We start from the raw sequence: 16,032 nt of genomic DNA, 5'->3' as shown, positions 1-16,032 counted from the left end.
CTAAGTGAAAGGCGGCTTAATGCTCAAGTTTATTTATTGACGCTGGTTTCGGTACTTGGTTATGCTTAACTATAATCAGATAACGGAAAGGGTGCTTTTGATGATCAAACTATTACGTATACTTGTTTTGTTAAGTAGCGCAGGTTTACTGACCGCTTGCCGCCAATCTAATTCAGAACCTGAAACGGCTAGCAGTTCATCCAGTCAGCAGTCAAGTAGTCAAGTCAGTTCAAGCCACGCCGCTTTATCAAGCTCTGTGCAAAGTGGTGTGACCTTAACGCACAATGCTGATGATAAGCAGGCTTTGTTGAAGCAGACTTGGCACTTTGAACAGTTTGCGCTTATAGCGCTTAAAGGTGAACTAGAGGATAGCCAGCACTTGGAGTTAGAAATTGAATGGCAGAATTTGACGACCGCTAATCAGCAATTTGCGAATATTGCGGAAATAAATGTTCATCAAGGGCAGACTCAATTAGCAGTAATTGAGCGTGATGATGACTTTGCTGATTCGGTGGGTGCACAAGCAAATGAGGATTTTGAATTGACTTATCGCTTGAGTAGCCAAACACAACCGTTAAGGATCAGTATTACACCGGAACGTGGCGCTACTAAAACTTTAACCGTTAATTTAAACTAAGTTACCTTTTGCAGGATCGATGAGGGTGTGATTATTTGGTGGTAGTTTTTGAAAAAGTAAACAAATGGAGCGTGACCTATATAATTTAAGTCGCGCTCTTTTTTATTGGTTTTAATAAATCGTACGCAGAGTGCTGGTTAATGGATTTTGGTTACGCGCCGCTGCTTAAGGGGCCTAACCGACTTTTGGCACACGTCTTTATTTTAACCGTAGTTGCGTCGTTGTTAGTTATTCGTTAGAATAGGTGTTTGGAATTCGGCCAAGTAATCGCCGCAAAAAAGCGAAACTTATAGATAAGAACAGATAAGAATGGAGTGCGAAAGTGATGGATGCAGCGACGATCTTGAAAACTAAATTTGGGTATACGCATTTTCGCCATGGTCAAAAAATAGTGATCGATAAATTACTAGCTGGAGAAAATGTGCTCGCATTAATGCCAACTGGTGGCGGGAAGTCGCTGTGCTATCAGATCCCAGCACTGTTGTTTTCAGGGTTAACCTTAGTGATCTCACCATTGATCTCCTTGATGAAGGATCAAGTTGATGCTTTGAATGAAAATGCAATTCCCGCGACGTTCATCAATAGCTCATTAACGTATACAGAAATCAATCAGCGTTTAGAAATGGCCGGTCGTGGGGAGGTTAAGTTATTATATTTATCACCAGAACGTTTAGAAATGGCCGCTTTTATGGCCGCTTTAAATCAGTTACAAATTGATCTAGTGGCCATTGATGAAGCCCATTGTATTTCTCAATGGGGTCATGATTTCCGACCTAGTTATTTGCAAGTCACTGCACGGTTACAGGAATTACGTACTAAACCTGTGCTGGTGGCGCTGACCGCAACGGCCACTGAGCGAGTTGCTACCGACATTCGGCAACGATTGGGAATTGCGGCCGCGAATGAAGTGAAAACTGGATTTGCGCGCGATAATTTGGCCCTACAAGTCGTCAAGGGTCAGGACCGGGATCAGTATATGCTGGATTATCTCAAGCTGAATGCTCATGAATCAGGAATTATCTATGCCAGTACCCGCAAGGAAGTTGAACGTTTGACAAGCTTATTTCAACAGCATGATTTAAGTGTCACGCTGTATCATGCTGGTTTGGCCGAAGCTGTGCGGCGCCAAAATCAAGAAGACTTTTTGTACGATCGCAAATTAGTCATGGTGGCAACTAACGCCTTTGGAATGGGGATTGATAAAAGTAATGTTCGTTTTGTCATTCATGCGCAGGCACCTGGTAGTTTAGAAGCTTATTATCAAGAAGCGGGGCGTGCCGGCCGGGATGGTTTGCCCAGCGAGGCTATTTTGTTATATCGACCTTCGGATGTGCAGTTGCAGCGTTTCTTTATTGAACGCTCAGATATGGCAGAGGCGCCACGACAACAAGAATATTTGAAGCTACAAGCATTGATGCAATACGCAAACACACAAGGTTGTTTGCAGCAAGCTATTTTGCAGTATTTTGGTGAAACGGCAGAACCTTGTGGACGTTGTGGTAATTGTCTCGATCAGCGTGAAGCTACGGATATCACGGTCACGGCCCAAAAAGTATTGTCTTGTGTTTATCGGATGCATGAGAATTTTGGTAAAACGTTGGTGACACAAGTGCTGACTGGCGCTAATAATCAACGCGTGCGAGAATTAAATTTTACAAAACTATCAACGTATGGTCTGTTAAAAGGGCAGACGCAAAAAGCGGTAGGTGAATTGATTGATTTTTTGACGGCAGAAGGCTATTTGCAAGCAACAGGCGGCCAATATCCCACTCTGACGGTGACGACCAGTGGCGCCGCTGTTTTACGAGGGAAACAGCAAGTTTTACGCAAAACGGCAGTGGCAATGCAAGCGTTGCAGCCGGAAGACGAAGCTTTGTTTGAACAACTACGTCAATTACGTTCACAATTGGCGCAAGCACAACAGGTACCACCATTTGTTATTTTCTCTGATCGTACTTTACATGATATGTGCACACGTTTGCCCCAAAATACAAGCGAGTTTTTGACCGTCAAAGGGGTGGGTGAACACAAAGCAAGCCAATATGGGGCCGCTTTCCTCAAGCTTTTGGCGGATACAGGTGAACAACATGGAGTTTAGCTGGCAGAATCGTGGCGCGGAAGTGACAGTAGCCCATTTTTTGCAGCAACAAGGCTTAAGTAAGCATTTATGCCGGCAATTAAAATGGCAGGGGAAAGTCTGGGTTGCTGAGCAACCAGCGCGGTTAAACGACCGATTACCGGTAAACGCGGTGATAAAAATAAAGCTACCAGCAGAAAGAGGACTTCCGCAAGCAGCTATAAGTTTACAACCGTTAAGTATTTTGTATGAAACAGCCCATTGGTTAGTGATCAATAAGCCTGCCAATGTGGCCTCTGTCCCCGGACCACAAACTGGTGTGGACACAATCGTTAGTCGTGTTCGAGGGTATTTATTACAACAAGGCAGTGAAAATATTGTGCCGCACTTGCTTAGCCGGCTAGATTATGCCACCAGTGGCGTTTTATTAGTGGCTAAACACGCTTTTGCTCAAAGTCGTGTTGATCTGGCGCCGGTACCTGTTGTTCAAGCAAAAATTTATTTAGCCGTGGTTGCAGGGAGAATCAGCAGTCCCCATGGCTTGATCACATTGCCGCTAGGGCGTTGTCCAACACAGATTGCCGGAGTGATCGATCTCAAAGGTCGACCTGCGCAAACAGAATTTTGGACGCAGGCTTATTTGCCAGCGCTTGATGCAACTATTTTACAGGTCAAATTACACTCAGGAAGACGTCATCAAATTCGGGTGCACCTACAGGCAGTTGGGCACCCTTTACTTGGGGATGACTTATATGGTGGCCCAATGAAAAGCGGGATTTCGCGGCAAGCACTTCATGCTTGGCAACTGATCTTTAGAGATCCGTTTACCCAAAAGACGACTAGGATAAATGCACCAATTCCGCAAGATCTGCAGCGGTTACTTAAAAATACGAATATCCAGTATAATCGTCACTGTCAATGATCGTAAATTGTTCTGGAGTTAACTGTAGTGTTTGACTAATGACCGCGGACAAATCAGTTTTACTGATATGACTCCAAATACGGTAGTCATTTTCGCCGTAACGCATCCAATCACCTAATTTACCGATCTGAGGATATTTGGCTAAATCTGGTCGCGTTATATTGATAAAATGTAACACGTAGTCGGCAGCGTCATCACTAAAAGCAGGACGGGGTTGAAAATAGTGATAATTCATAAGCGTTCCCTCTTTCTCACAGGTGACAAAAGTAACGGTAACCTTACTAAAAAGTATACGTGGTTAACGAAAAAAGTACAAGTAATTAAGTTTTTGCTTAGAAAAAATTAATTTATAAAAAGCGAGTGTGGCATAAGCCATTTGGCTACTATCTTGTAATAGTGGATAATTTTCGTACCGCAAACTTTAGTGGGTACGGCTGTTAACCATTCTTGTGGAACACGCTTTGTCTAGATTATTCGGAAGCATAAAAACGGAGTTGCGACTTGAATGGGCCTAGGTCACAACTCCGTTTATTTTTCCTAATGTTACGGCTTAGGTTCCGTAGGCATTTTTGCTTGCCTGGTCATTAGTGATTACGTGGTATGTTTGTCGTTACAAAGTTTCATGAAGCCATTCGACTGCTAGATCTAGCCAGCGAGCAACGTGCGGTTGGTCAGCATCGGCTTTCCAAGCAGTTTGCGCATTAGCCAGGGCTAAACCATGGGGGCCATGATGAAAAATATGGGCTTCGTAAGCAACTTTGTTTTTGGCTAAGGCACTAAGGTAAAGTAAGCTGTTTTGCGTTGGTACCAGCGGATCATCAGCAGTGTGCCAAACAAAAGTTGGCGCGCAGGCAGTATTTACTAGCTGATCTGCGGCCAATGTCGTTGGTTGTGTGGTTAAACTGGCTAATTTTTCCGCTGTCGGTGGCCAACCTGCATCTAAACGAATGACAGGGTAACCTAGAATAGCAGCATTAAGTTTCAGGTCTGTGGCGGGGGCAACTTGTTGCAACCAAGGTTGTTGCCAGCTACCATTGTAAACACTGACGACGTGCCCACCAACTGAGAAACCAGCAGCGGTGATTTTATCGGGATCTAAATGCCATTTAGCGGCGTTATGACGTAATTGACTGATGGCTGCCGCCAAATCAAGTATCGGTTGTGGTAACAATGGACTGACTTCCGTGCTAAAATGATAACGCAGATAAAATGCTTGGAAACCGCGTGCAACAAAAGCCAGTGCCAGTGTTTCGGCTTGGGCCTCAGGAATATGTGTATAGCCACCGCCAGGTACAATGATCACAGCTGGGAACGTGGTTTGTGGTGTATTATCATCGGGTTGGCGGAGGTAGCCGCGTAAATAAGCGGGTGCTGTCAACGGAATTGTTGTAATTTGCAAAATTAAAACCTACCTTTCATAAAACAATGCTGTTCAAGACCATTGTAGCGGTTTTGCTAAATTTGTGCAGGTGGCAAAATAAAGATAAAGGAGCGCTAAAATTTGCGTTTGGAAACGACACGTTTAGTGATTCTCCCTTTTGCGGCGGCGGATTTAACTAATTTACATGAACTAATGCAAAATCCCAAGCTAGGCGCAATGGCTGGTTGGCAACCCCATCATTCAAAGGCCGAAAGCGAAGCTGTGTTAGCCATGTTTTTACGAAGTGATGAAGTTTTTGCTGTAGCGTGTAAGGCCAACCAAAAATTAATTGGTACTATTGGTTTACATCGGCGTGCGCCTAGTGGGACAGCTCCCAAAGATGATAGTCGAGAACTGAGTTTTATGTTGAATGAAACTTTTTGGGGTCAAGGCCTAATGCCAGAAGCCGTACAGGCAATTATCGCCTTTGGTTTTAACCATTTGCGTTTGCAGGAAATTTGGGTCGGGCATTTTGCGGATAATCAGCAATCACAACGAGTGATCGAAAAAACCGGTTTTCACTTTGAATATGAGTTAGAACGGCCACACTTATTTAGTGATGAAACGCCAGTGGACGAAATCTACTATAAAATGACTTTGGCTGATTTTCGACAATCTTAACTGAAAATGAAAATATCATGAAAATATTGCTACTAAGCTAAAAATTAACTTGGGCTAGTCGCTGATTATGGTATAATGAGCCGAGATAGAGATATTGGAGGTAGAAATGATGGACGTGTCACAGGAGCAAGAAAAGATCATGGGGAAAGCTTATCAAGAGCGCTTAACTGCGATCGAAGCTAATTCTAAATTAACAATTTTGGATAAAGTAGTCGATTATCGTAAAGATTCGCAGCCGGTTACACCATACATTGTTTATACCGATTTTGATCGAGCCCAAATCAATGAAAAAAGTAGCTCGATTTTTGTTTATACCGCGTATGAAAATGTTGATAAGTATGGTCACTCCAAAACTGATTATCAAAATGAACTGTTGTTTGAATACGATGCTTGGGCTAAAGCAATTCACATTACAGTGTTAGAAACGTTAGGTGCCGAAAGTCAATTGGCCTTTTATGATTTCCAAAATCATGGGTTAGCACAGTTGGCTTTAACTTATTTGTTAAAAATTGCTCGGAAAAATAACGTGCATAAAATCACTGGCAACGTTAGTTCCTTCGATGGTGAAAGCCTGAAACAAGTGATGACCTTGTTTGAAAAATTTGATTTTAAATTTAAGATCCAAAATGGCCAACAAGGGCTTGCTAGCTTCAGTCTAATATTAGCTGAATAAAAGCTTAAGTTCGTTATAATTTGCGGTATACTTAATTTACACCCTTGGCAGGGGAAGGACGTTTAAGCGGTGCTAACACACGGTTTAGGCGTCCTTTTTCTTTTTGCACCTTAGTTATATTTGTGATATGATATATCTATAACAAAGCAATTAGAAACTTGGCTTAATATACAGAGAGGTGTCTGGTATGCAATTAACCCGTGGTTTTGAACAGGCTGCTTGTATTATTACATTGTTGGCAACGCAAGATCCGGAATTTCCGATTTCGTCTGAAGTTATTCATCACCGTTTGAATGGCTCGCAAACTTATTTGCGAAAAATTATGCGTAAATTAGTGGTAGGCGGCCTGATCAAATCAGTTTCGGGTAATAACGGTGGGTTTACGATTGCCCGTTCACCTAAGAAAATTAATTTATACGATATTGTATTGGCAACTGAAGGACAGATCCAGACTTATCCGGATTCTGGCTTGATCGATATCGTTTTTAAAGATTTTCAACCGGTGGCCAAGCAAGGCACTTCGGTGATCAACCAGGCCTTCCATCAGGCTGATCAGTTATGGGAACAGGCACTAAAGCAGCAGACAGTTTATCAATTGATCAGAGATACCCTAGGTGGAAGTGAAATTCCGTTGGTTAATTGGAATGAATCGGATGAGAAACGCGAATTATTGATCAAGAAGTTGTTGCGTAATATCCGTAACGACATTAATTAGTAAAATTAAGCCATACTATGAACCAAGAAAAGCGTTATAATATGAAGTAACGAGTAGTGGCCCGTTACTTCATATTAAAAGAGGCGGTAACAATGGCAAAGAAACTCTCTAAAGCTGAAAAAAAGGCAATGGTTCAAAAAGCCGAAGAAGCCCGGGCTAAGCATCCTAAAGCTAAGACAGGCCTTTCTGGCTTTGAAACGATTGACGAGGAAGCCAAGAAACTTAGCGGCCAACATTAAAACGAATTAAGGTACGGGATGTGTGTTTTCTGTTGAATCCAGAAAGCACACATCTTTTTTGTTAATTAGTAAATTTTTAGGTAATTTCACAAAACACAAAAATTTTAATGGGTTATGGTTTATAAAAAATTATAAACAGTGGTTTTCTTCGATTGCTGTGCTTGTAGTCCATTTCACTTAAACGTATTCCTAAGAATTTTAGCTAAGAATATGCTATGATAAGAACCGACTTTGAAAAAATGACTTACTTGTCTAACGAATAACCCATTTTATTTTGGAGGTTTTATTAATGACGGAAAAACAACGCTACGGTGCTGACGCCATACTAGAAAGTTTGATCAATCATGACGTCAAGTACGTTTTCGGAATTCCCGGTGCAAAAATTGATCGATTATTTGAATTGTTAGCTCATGCTGACAATCCCAAACGACCTGAATTGATCGTTGCGCGCCACGAACAAGGTGCTGCTTTCATGGCTTCTGGAATTGGACGGATCACTGGCAAGCCAGGGGTCGTTATGACGACTTCTGGCCCAGGGGTCAGTAATTTGGCTACAGGAATGGTTACAGCTACGGCAGAGGGTGATCCCGTTTTGGCAATTTCCGGCCAGGTGCAACGGGCCGATCTACTGCGGTTGACACATCAAAGTATGGCCAATACTGCGTTGATGGCGCCGATCACAAAGTACAGTGCTGAAATCCAGGAACCGGAAAACGCTTCGGAAGTGATTGCTAATGCTTACCGGGCGGCATCATCAGCTAAACAAGGGGCTAGTTTTGTTAGTGTACCCCAAGATGTGACTGATTCTAAAATTCAACGACCGGCAGTGATGCCACTACAGACACCTAAGTTAGGTCCGGCCAGTCCTGCGGATATCACGATTCTAGCACGAAAGATTAAGGAAGCTAAATTACCAGTTATTTTAGTTGGTATGCGGGCTTCTTCGGCGGAAGTTACGCAAGCCTTACGTAATTTATTAACTGTTTCTGATATTCCGGTAGTGGAAACTTTCCAGGCAGCTGGTGTTATTTCGCGTGATTTGGAGAAGAACTTTTTCGGCCGCGTTGGTTTATTCCGGAATCAACCAGGCGATATGTTACTGAAACAAAGCGACTTAGTATTGACGATTGGTTATGATCCGATTGAATATGAACCCCGTAATTGGAACGCGGAAAATGATGCGCGGATCATTGTGATCGACGATATGACGGCAGAAATTGATCAGAATTTCCAACCGGAAACTGAGCTGATCGGTGATATTGCCCAGACTTTAGATTTCTTGTTGCCTTATATGCGCGGCTATGTAACTAAAACTGAATCGCGCGCTTATTTAGCCGGTTTACATGAACAATTTGAGCAGCGTGACCTACCACCAGTTGTTGCCCCAACAACTAAACTGACCCATCCGTTGTCCGTGATTTCGGCTTTACAAAAACGAGTCACCGATGATATGACAGTTGCGGTTGACGTGGGCAGTTTTTACATCTGGATGGCGCGCCATTTTCGTAGTTATGAACCGCGGCATTTGTTGTTTTCAAACGGCATGCAAACCTTAGGTGTAGCCTTGCCATGGGCAATCTCGGCAGCATTATTACGACCAAATACGCAAATTGTTTCAGTTTCCGGTGATGGTGGCTTTTTATTTACTGGACAAGAATTAGAAACAGCGGTTCGTCTCCACCTAAACATTGTGCAACTAATCTGGAACGACGGTAATTACGATATGGTCAAATTCCAAGAAGAAATGAAATATGGTGAAAGCGCGGGCACTGATTTTGGGCCGGTTGATTTTGTTAAATATGCTGAAAGCTATGGGGCTACAGGCTTACGGGTCGAACAGGCTGGCGATTTAGAGCAAGTATTGGATCAAGCATTTGCAACTGAAGGTCCGGTTGTTGTTGATATTCCGATCGATTATTCTGATAACAAAAAACTCGGGCAAACGATTTTACCCGATCAATTCTATTAAGACAATGGAAGGATGCTTAAATTAATGGCAGAGCAAAAAAAGCAGTCAGTTCTTTTTCAACACGGCACATTAAGTTTGTTGGTGCCGGGGTTGTTTGCCGGGACAATGACTGTGGGTGAATTATTGCAGCATGGTAATTACGGTATTGGGACGGTTCAGGATTTTAATGGTGAATTAGTCGTTTTAGATGGTCATGCCTACCAAGTGGTTGAATCGGGTGCGGTTAATGAGTTGTCTGCGGAGCAATCAGTTCCGTTTGCAACCGTTCATTTTGATGATCCTGTAGCACAGATCGAATTGACTAATCTAAATAAGGCTGAGGTTGAGCGTTATTTACTTGAACACTATCCCTTCCGCAATGTTTTTTTTGCCGTTAAAATTACAGGTGAATTTGCTCATATGCATACGCGTGTCGTTGAGGAGCAACAAAAGCCTTATCCTACTTTGACCGAGGCAACCAAAACGCAACCTAAGTTTAATCAAGATAATATCCACGGAACGTTGATCGGTTACTACGCGCCAGAGCTATTCCAAGGAGTTGCAGTTTCAGGATATCATGTCCACTTTCTAAGTGATGACCGTAAGACGATTGGTGGCCATATTTTAGATTATCGACTGACAAAAGGGCAGGTTGCCATTCAACCTTTCGCCACTTTGGAGCAACATTTTCCTTTGAGTAACGCTGATTTTCGGAATCAGAATTTTAACTATGATGGCATGAGTCAGTCCATCAATCAGGCGGAAAAATAATTTATCACCTTGTTAAACAATTGAATATTCGGTATACTATAACAAAAGATTGAGGTTGCAGAGATCAAAAGTAGCTAGTGGAAGACGAAAAGCGTCACTGAACACTAGTAAAAGGGTGATCTGCCGAAATGTCTAATTGCTTTTTCAATTAGGTGTTGGGGCTTGGCTAAATAGGTCAAGTACTGTCGTGATGCAAGTCATCACGGGGCGCTATCGACTGACAGAAAGAGACACCGTCTTTTTGTGTAGCAGTGGGTGCTACACAAAAAGGCGGTTTTTTGTGTTTGGAGCAGGCGCGACCTCTAAATTTAGACTTGATCACAGGAGGAATTTTTAGATGGCGCAACAACATATTGATCACGAACAAGGCGGCGTGAAGCGTGAGCTGAAAACGCGGCATTTGTCGATGATCGCATTAGGTGGCAGTATTGGCACTGGGTTATTTGTCGCTTCGGGTTCTGCTATTTCAACAGCGGGGCCAGGAGGGGCTTTACTGGCCTATGTCGGGATTGGTATTATGGTCTACTTTTTGATGACTAGTTTAGGGGAAATGGCGACTTATATCCCCGTTTCCGGATCGTTTGCCACTTATGCCGGCCGGTTTGTTGATCCCGCACTAGGGTTTGCTATGGGGTGGAACTATTGGTTTAACTGGGCGATCACCTTGGCGGTAGATGTTTCCACAACAGCAATCGTCATGCATTTCTGGTTACCTAATGTGCCCGGGTGGATTTTCAGTTCGTTTTTCTTATTGATTATTTTCATCATCAATGCCTTATCGGTACGTGCCTTTGGTGAAACTGAATACTGGTTGTCGATCATCAAAGTAGTTACTGTGATCGTTTTCTTGATCGTTGGGTTTCTAACCATTTTTGGTATCATGGGCGGTAATGGTCCAGCAATCGGATTACATAACTTTACGATCGGTAAAGCACCCTTTGTTGGCGGTATTCCGGCAGTTCTTAGTGTTTTCGTTGTTGCTGGCTTTTCATTTCAAGGAACAGAATTGATCGGTATTACCGCTGGTGAATCAGCAACACCAGAAAAAAGTATTCCGAAGGCAATCAAACAAGTCTTTTGGCGGATCTTATTGTTTTACATTCTAGCTATTTTTGTAATCGCGGCGATTTTACCTTATACCAGTAAAGACTTATTAGGTGCTGGCGCCAGCGACGTAGCCATTAGTCCCTTTACTTTAGTTTTCCGACGTGTTGGTTTAGCTAGTGCTGCCAGTGTAGTTAACGCAGTTATTTTGACTTCTGTTATTTCAGCAGCTAATTCTGGCATGTACGCCTCGACCCGTATGTTATGGGCAATGTCGAAACAACATATCGCACCGAAAGTCTTCGGCCGCACAAATGGTCGTGGTGTGCCAGTTGCTGCCTTATTGATGACGACGGTGGTTGGTTTATTCACCTTCTTGACTAGTATCTGGGGATCGCGGATTTATTTATTCTTAGTTTCCGCTTCTGGATTAACGGGTTTTATTGCTTGGTTAGGCATTGCAATTTCTCATTATCGTTTCCGCAAGGCTTTTGTTGCGCAGGGTCATCAGTTAAGTGAACTGAAATATCATGCTAAACTATTTCCATTTGGACCAATTTTAGCTATGGTGTTAGGTATCCTGGTGATTATTGGTCAGGATCTACACGCCGTGAAAACTTTTGATTGGCAAGCATTAAGTGTCAGTTATATGAGTGTTCCGTTATTTATTATTTTATTTAGTTACTATAAAATTCGGTATAAAACCCACGTGATTCCATTGGATGAGGTTGATCTAACCAAGATCCACGATGATTGATCGTAAAAAAGTGTTAGTGACCAATTATGGTTACTAACACTTTTTTGATTAGAATAGATTGTGCAGTTAAGGGATCATTTTTTTGGCGTATAATTGCCTAATTTTACTATATAGGTCGAAAAAGTCACTGTCATTAGCTTCAAGGTTCCAATGAAGCATTGGTATGCCGTAGGTTGCCAATTCTTGCATTAAAGGTGACTCCGTATCGATCGTTGATAAAATTAAGTCAGCAGCGGTTATTTTAGCGGGTGGTTGAATGATCCGCGCAATTTGTAGATGTTCCAGCAGACGCTGTAACTCAGTAGTTAGTAGGTCATTGTTTTCAGCAATCAACCAAATTTGGACAACTTTTTGATCTTCGAAACGATGTAACCTGGGTTGCAACAAATAGCAAAGATGTATAATTGTTTGTTGACGGTCAGCCATTAGTTGTGGGTAGCTCTGTTGAATAATTGGCTGTTCAAAGTAACTATGAATAGTTTGGTACAGTTTGGTTTGTTTAAATCCAGATAGGTCCTCATGATAAAAATCCAGCATTTTAGGATAGCTGGTTTGCAAGATAGTCGCCGTTATTAATACGCGGACAATATTGTAAACCAGTGTTGGCTCATTAGTCGAAGTGATTTTAACGTGGTAGACAGTGGCAATATGATTGAGTAGACTCTGGGTGAAATGCCAAGTTGCACTGTCTTCAGCCTCTAGAAAAGCGCGCAATTCACGCATACGCCGTTTATTATCAATTGCTGAACTAATCAAGCTAAGTTGCGCAAAAAAGAAAAACCGTGTTTCGTATTGTCGATTTTTTGCCGTTAAATTGGGAAACAACTTTTTAGAAAAAGTCAATTGTTCAAAGCGAGGATTATGCTGCGTTAAATTAGTGATCATAGGATTATTGTGCATCAAAGCCCGATGGTCAATCCGCAAGCGTATAATGCCTAACAATAAAGTTTGTTGTAATCTAATAATGGCATCATTTTGTGGGTTATCCGTAAAAAAAGATTGTTGCACTGCCCCAGATGTAAAATTACGAAAAGGCCATTTAATACCGTGAAAGCCGATCCAATACACAATAAAAAGAAAGAAGCGAATATTAGCCTCATCACCGATAATTTGCATACTGGAATAGGAAAAGCGTAAGTTATATTTTGCCATCAAGTGTTTAAGCGGCGCTGATTTTCGTAGTAAGGTTGATTTGCTAACAAAATGACGTTCACAAAAATCACCAACGGTCGGCAATGATGCCTGCAATAAGTAATCGACAAATTGGAAAACCAAAGATTGTTCCAATAAGAATAACCGGTACCGCTCTAATGACGTCCTAAAGGTGTGCTGAGATAAAAGGTCGTGACGGTCAAGTGCAAGTTGCGGATCCAAGACACGTATATCCCGAATCAAATCCTGAAAAGTATTGTATGTCTGTTGGTATGAAAGATTTAAACGATCACTAATATCATTGATGGTCATTGAATTAGCGCCTATTGATTTCAGAACGCGAAACATTTGAAATTTTTGTAGATCCGCTTTTTCTAAAAATAGTTCTTCAAACAGCATCGCAAGGCTCCTTACAGGTATTTACTACTTATTTTACTATTCTGATAAACAAATGCAAAGAAGCGGTAATAAAAAGGCCAAAATCAAAAATTGATTTTGGCCTTACGTTTTCTATTGCTGATTACCAGCTACCGCAGTTGTTTGGTGTAAGGTATTGAGTTTTTGATCAACTAATTCCAACACGCGCTTACGGGCGAGCTCATCAGTGACAAAATCTAATTGATCACCATCGATCTGAATTTTAGGACTTTCATGGTAGTTCTCGTACCATTGACTGTAACGCTGGTTCAGAGTTTGATAATAATCATATAGACTGGCGTCCTGGGTAATCTGTTCATAAGGACGATTCCGTTTTTTGATTCGGTTTAACATAGTCGCAAATGAAATGTTAATGTGAATCAATAACTCTGGTCGTTTGTGGTAGTCTTGTTGGGGCAATTCTTGTAACATATTGTTCAATAATGAATCGTACACTGCAACCTCAGTTTCAGTTGCCCGACCTAAATCAGCGTTTAGATGAAATAATAATGAATCCTCAAAGATAGAACGATCCATTACACTGTTAGGAACACGATCAGCTGCCTTTAACTGAGCCATTCGTTTATTGAGAAAATAAATTTGTAGTAAGAAGGCGTACTTTTTTGGATCCTGGTAAAAATAAGGCAGGACGGGATTATCGTCAACTGATTCATAAAAAGCTTTTGAATTTAAGTGTTGGGCTAATAGAGTAGTTAAACTAGTTTTACCTGCGCCGATTGTTCCTGCAAGTACGATCATAATAATAGGCTCCTCGTTTTCGTTTTTAAATTAAACAGTACCATATATTGTATCATGATGATCCGCGATTGCAATATGTGGCGCAATATTTTTAGCGGTTGCCTTTTAAGTCGTTTTCGAGTACACTAACTACATTATTTAAACGCGATGATGCGCCTAAGGTCAGTTTTAGAGAGATGGTGATAGCTGCAAAGCCGTCCTGACCGCTTCCAGCGCAATAGTGGGCAGTTAATCCTGCACGGTCAATGATCGTTATCTCGAATTAAGGGTGGCTAACTGGCCAAACTTGGGTGGTACCGCGAAGCTGATTCGTCCCAATTTAGGGATGGATCGGCTTTTTTTATCGGGTTTAAAATCAAAATAATGGGGGATTTAGTTATGTTAGATGTCAAAATGATTCGGCAGAACCAGGAGGAAGTAAAACAGCGGTTAGCAACGCGTGGTGTTGATCCAGCCGAAATTGATCGTTTGGTTAGGCTAGATGAGATGCGGCGTGAACAGATTGCTGTTTCAGAAAGTCTAAAGCAAAAACGTAATGAAGTATCTAAACAAATTGCGGCTTTAAAACGCAACAAAGCGGATGCGACCGCAATGATCGCAGAAATGCGAACCGTTGGTGCCCAGGTCAAACAAGTTGATGAAAAATTAGCGGACCTGAATGAACAGGTTCGCTACATTGCAGTTCGACTACCTAATTTACCAGATGCCTCAATTCCAGTCGGACCAGATGAAGCAGCTAACCGTGAAGAACGCAAAATTGGCACACCGCGGCAATTTGATTTTACGCCTAAACCGCATTGGGAGCTTGGTGAAGCTCTAGATATTCTTGATTTTGAACGTGGTGCTAAAGTGGCTGGCAGTCGTTTTCTCTTCTATAAAGGATTAGGCGCCAAACTTGAACGTGCAGTTTATAATTTTATGCTTGATGAACACGAAAAAGAAGGCTATACCGAAATGATCACACCGTATATGGTCAATGATGAGTCAATGTTTGGTACCGGCCAATTTCCTAAGTTTCGTGCGGATGTTTTTTCTACGGTAACTGACGATAAAGAAATGACTATGATTCCGACGGCCGAAGTGCCATTGACTAACTATTATCGTGGTGAAATTTTAGATGAAGCCCAATTACCGATTTATTTTACGGCACTCAGTCCTTCATTTCGTTCGGAAGCAGGTAGTGCAGGCCGGGATACTCGGGGTTTGATTCGTTTACATCAATTCAACAAAGTAGAAATGGTTAAATATGTCAAACCAGAAGAATCATTTAACGAATTAGAAAAAATGACGGCCAATGCGGAGAATATTTTACAAAAGCTGGAATTGCCTTACCATGTGATCACATTGTCAACTGGGGATATGGGTTTTTCTGCCGCTAAAACTTATGATCTAGAAGTTTGGATTCCGGCACAAGCGACTTATCGAGAAATTTCTAGTTGCTCAAATTGCTTAGATTTCCAGGCGCGACGTGCCCAAATTCGTTATCGCAATAGTGACGGTAAAGTTCAATTGCTTCATACGCTTAATGGGTCAGGTTTAGCAGTTGGCCGCACGGTTGCCGCAATTCTAGAAAATTATCAAAATGCTGATGGTAGTGTGACAATTCCTAAAGTGCTAGTGCCATATATGCGTGGTGTTGAAAAGATCACGAAATAATAAGCGAACGGACGTAAATGCATAATTACCCTTTTAAGGTGATTATGTTTTTTTATTACGTACATTTTCTAATAATAATTAAGTAGCATTCGTGATCTGCAAAAAAAAGCTTTTAATCGCAAAACTTCCTTGACGCTGCGGCGAAATCTTGATATAGTATTTGTTGTTGTCAGTTACCGTCCTTGGCGCTGATGAAAAGTTTTAAAACTTTTTGTTGACAAGCA

At 41.8% G+C, this 16,032-nt stretch carries 15 protein-coding genes and 1 riboswitch; of the genes, 11 read left to right on the top strand and 4 right to left on the bottom strand.

The genetic code is table 11. The annotated features are described in order from the left end of the window. The first annotated feature begins 100 nt into the window (after positions 1-100). The 3 genes from FFM78_RS10630 to FFM78_RS10620 all read left to right on the top strand — a co-directional run bounded on the left by FFM78_RS10630 (position 101) and on the right by FFM78_RS10620 (position 3,636). Positions 101-637, top strand: a complete 537-nt coding sequence (locus FFM78_RS10630) for a hypothetical protein (RefSeq protein WP_137638399.1) — start codon at positions 101-103, stop codon at positions 635-637. A 325-nt stretch (positions 638-962) separates the two neighbouring features. Continuing rightward, positions 963-2,735 (top strand): DNA helicase RecQ, encoded by a 1,773-nt coding sequence (gene recQ, locus FFM78_RS10625; protein WP_137638398.1) that lies wholly within the window; start codon positions 963-965, stop codon positions 2,733-2,735. Further along, positions 2,725-3,636: an RluA family pseudouridine synthase gene (locus FFM78_RS10620; RefSeq protein ID WP_137638397.1), complete on the top strand. Its 912-nt coding sequence runs from the start codon at positions 2,725-2,727 to the stop codon at positions 3,634-3,636. The genes recQ and FFM78_RS10620 overlap by 11 nt, the downstream gene beginning before the upstream one ends. On the opposite strand, the gene FFM78_RS10615 is transcribed toward FFM78_RS10620, so the two are convergent. Then, positions 3,596-3,871, bottom strand: a complete 276-nt coding sequence (locus FFM78_RS10615) for a hypothetical protein (RefSeq protein ID WP_137638396.1) — start codon at positions 3,869-3,871, stop codon at positions 3,596-3,598. The genes FFM78_RS10620 and FFM78_RS10615 overlap by 41 nt on opposite strands. Before the next feature lie 375 nt (positions 3,872-4,246). Then, on the bottom strand, positions 4,247-5,035 hold the full coding sequence (locus FFM78_RS10610) for a lp_1002 family arylesterase (protein WP_137638395.1): 789 nt from the start codon (positions 5,033-5,035) through the stop codon (positions 4,247-4,249). Between the two features lie 102 nt (positions 5,036-5,137). On the opposite strand from FFM78_RS10610, the gene FFM78_RS10605 reads away from it, so the two are divergent. The 7 genes from FFM78_RS10605 to FFM78_RS10580 all read left to right on the top strand — a co-directional run bounded on the left by FFM78_RS10605 (position 5,138) and on the right by FFM78_RS10580 (position 11,824). Then, positions 5,138-5,677, top strand: coding sequence for a GNAT family N-acetyltransferase (locus FFM78_RS10605; RefSeq protein WP_137638394.1), 540 nt, complete (start codon positions 5,138-5,140; stop codon positions 5,675-5,677). 109 nt (positions 5,678-5,786) lie between these two features. Next, positions 5,787-6,350, top strand: a complete 564-nt coding sequence (locus FFM78_RS10600) for a hypothetical protein (protein ID WP_137638393.1) — start codon at positions 5,787-5,789, stop codon at positions 6,348-6,350. Positions 6,351-6,537: 187 nt separating this feature from the next. Next, positions 6,538-7,065 carry an Rrf2 family transcriptional regulator gene (locus tag FFM78_RS10595; protein WP_137638392.1) on the top strand — a complete coding sequence of 176 codons (528 nt, stop codon included), beginning with the start codon at positions 6,538-6,540 and terminating at the stop codon, positions 7,063-7,065. 92 nt (positions 7,066-7,157) lie between these two features. Beyond that, positions 7,158-7,304 carry a hypothetical protein gene (locus tag FFM78_RS13885; protein WP_171001880.1) on the top strand — a complete coding sequence of 49 codons (147 nt, stop codon included), beginning with the start codon at positions 7,158-7,160 and terminating at the stop codon, positions 7,302-7,304. Positions 7,305-7,593: 289 nt separating this feature from the next. After that, positions 7,594-9,273: an acetolactate synthase AlsS gene (gene alsS / locus FFM78_RS10590; RefSeq protein WP_137638391.1), complete on the top strand. Its 1,680-nt coding sequence runs from the start codon at positions 7,594-7,596 to the stop codon at positions 9,271-9,273. Between the two features lie 24 nt (positions 9,274-9,297). Further along, positions 9,298-10,023 carry an acetolactate decarboxylase gene (gene budA, locus FFM78_RS10585; protein ID WP_137638390.1) on the top strand — a complete coding sequence of 242 codons (726 nt, stop codon included), beginning with the start codon at positions 9,298-9,300 and terminating at the stop codon, positions 10,021-10,023. 41 nt (positions 10,024-10,064) lie between these two features. Next, a riboswitch (Lysine riboswitch) is annotated at positions 10,065-10,244 on the top strand. Between the two features lie 116 nt (positions 10,245-10,360). After that, the gene (locus tag FFM78_RS10580) at positions 10,361-11,824 is read left to right on the top strand and encodes an amino acid permease (RefSeq protein WP_137638389.1); all 1,464 of its coding nucleotides are present in this window, start codon (positions 10,361-10,363) and stop codon (positions 11,822-11,824) included. A gap of 66 nt (positions 11,825-11,890) precedes the next feature. On the opposite strand, the gene FFM78_RS10575 is transcribed toward FFM78_RS10580, so the two are convergent. Next, the gene (locus FFM78_RS10575; protein ID WP_137638388.1) at positions 11,891-13,375 is read right to left on the bottom strand and encodes a helix-turn-helix domain-containing protein; all 1,485 of its coding nucleotides are present in this window, start codon (positions 13,373-13,375) and stop codon (positions 11,891-11,893) included. Between the two features lie 111 nt (positions 13,376-13,486). After that, a complete protein-coding gene (locus FFM78_RS10570) occupies positions 13,487-14,152 on the bottom strand; it encodes a deoxynucleoside kinase (protein ID WP_137638387.1) in 666 nt (221 codons plus the stop codon). A 378-nt stretch (positions 14,153-14,530) separates the two neighbouring features. Between FFM78_RS10570 and serS the strand changes: the two genes are divergently transcribed. After that, positions 14,531-15,808 (top strand): serine--tRNA ligase, encoded by a 1,278-nt coding sequence (gene serS / locus FFM78_RS10565; protein WP_137638386.1) that lies wholly within the window; start codon positions 14,531-14,533, stop codon positions 15,806-15,808. Positions 15,809-16,032: the final 224 nt, after the last annotated feature.

Source organism: Loigolactobacillus binensis (assembly GCF_005405165.1).
Taxonomy (GTDB): domain Bacteria; phylum Bacillota; class Bacilli; order Lactobacillales; family Lactobacillaceae; genus Loigolactobacillus; species Loigolactobacillus binensis.
The sequence above is the reverse complement of the archived record's forward strand: the minus strand, read 5'-3'. Positions and strand labels throughout refer to the sequence as shown.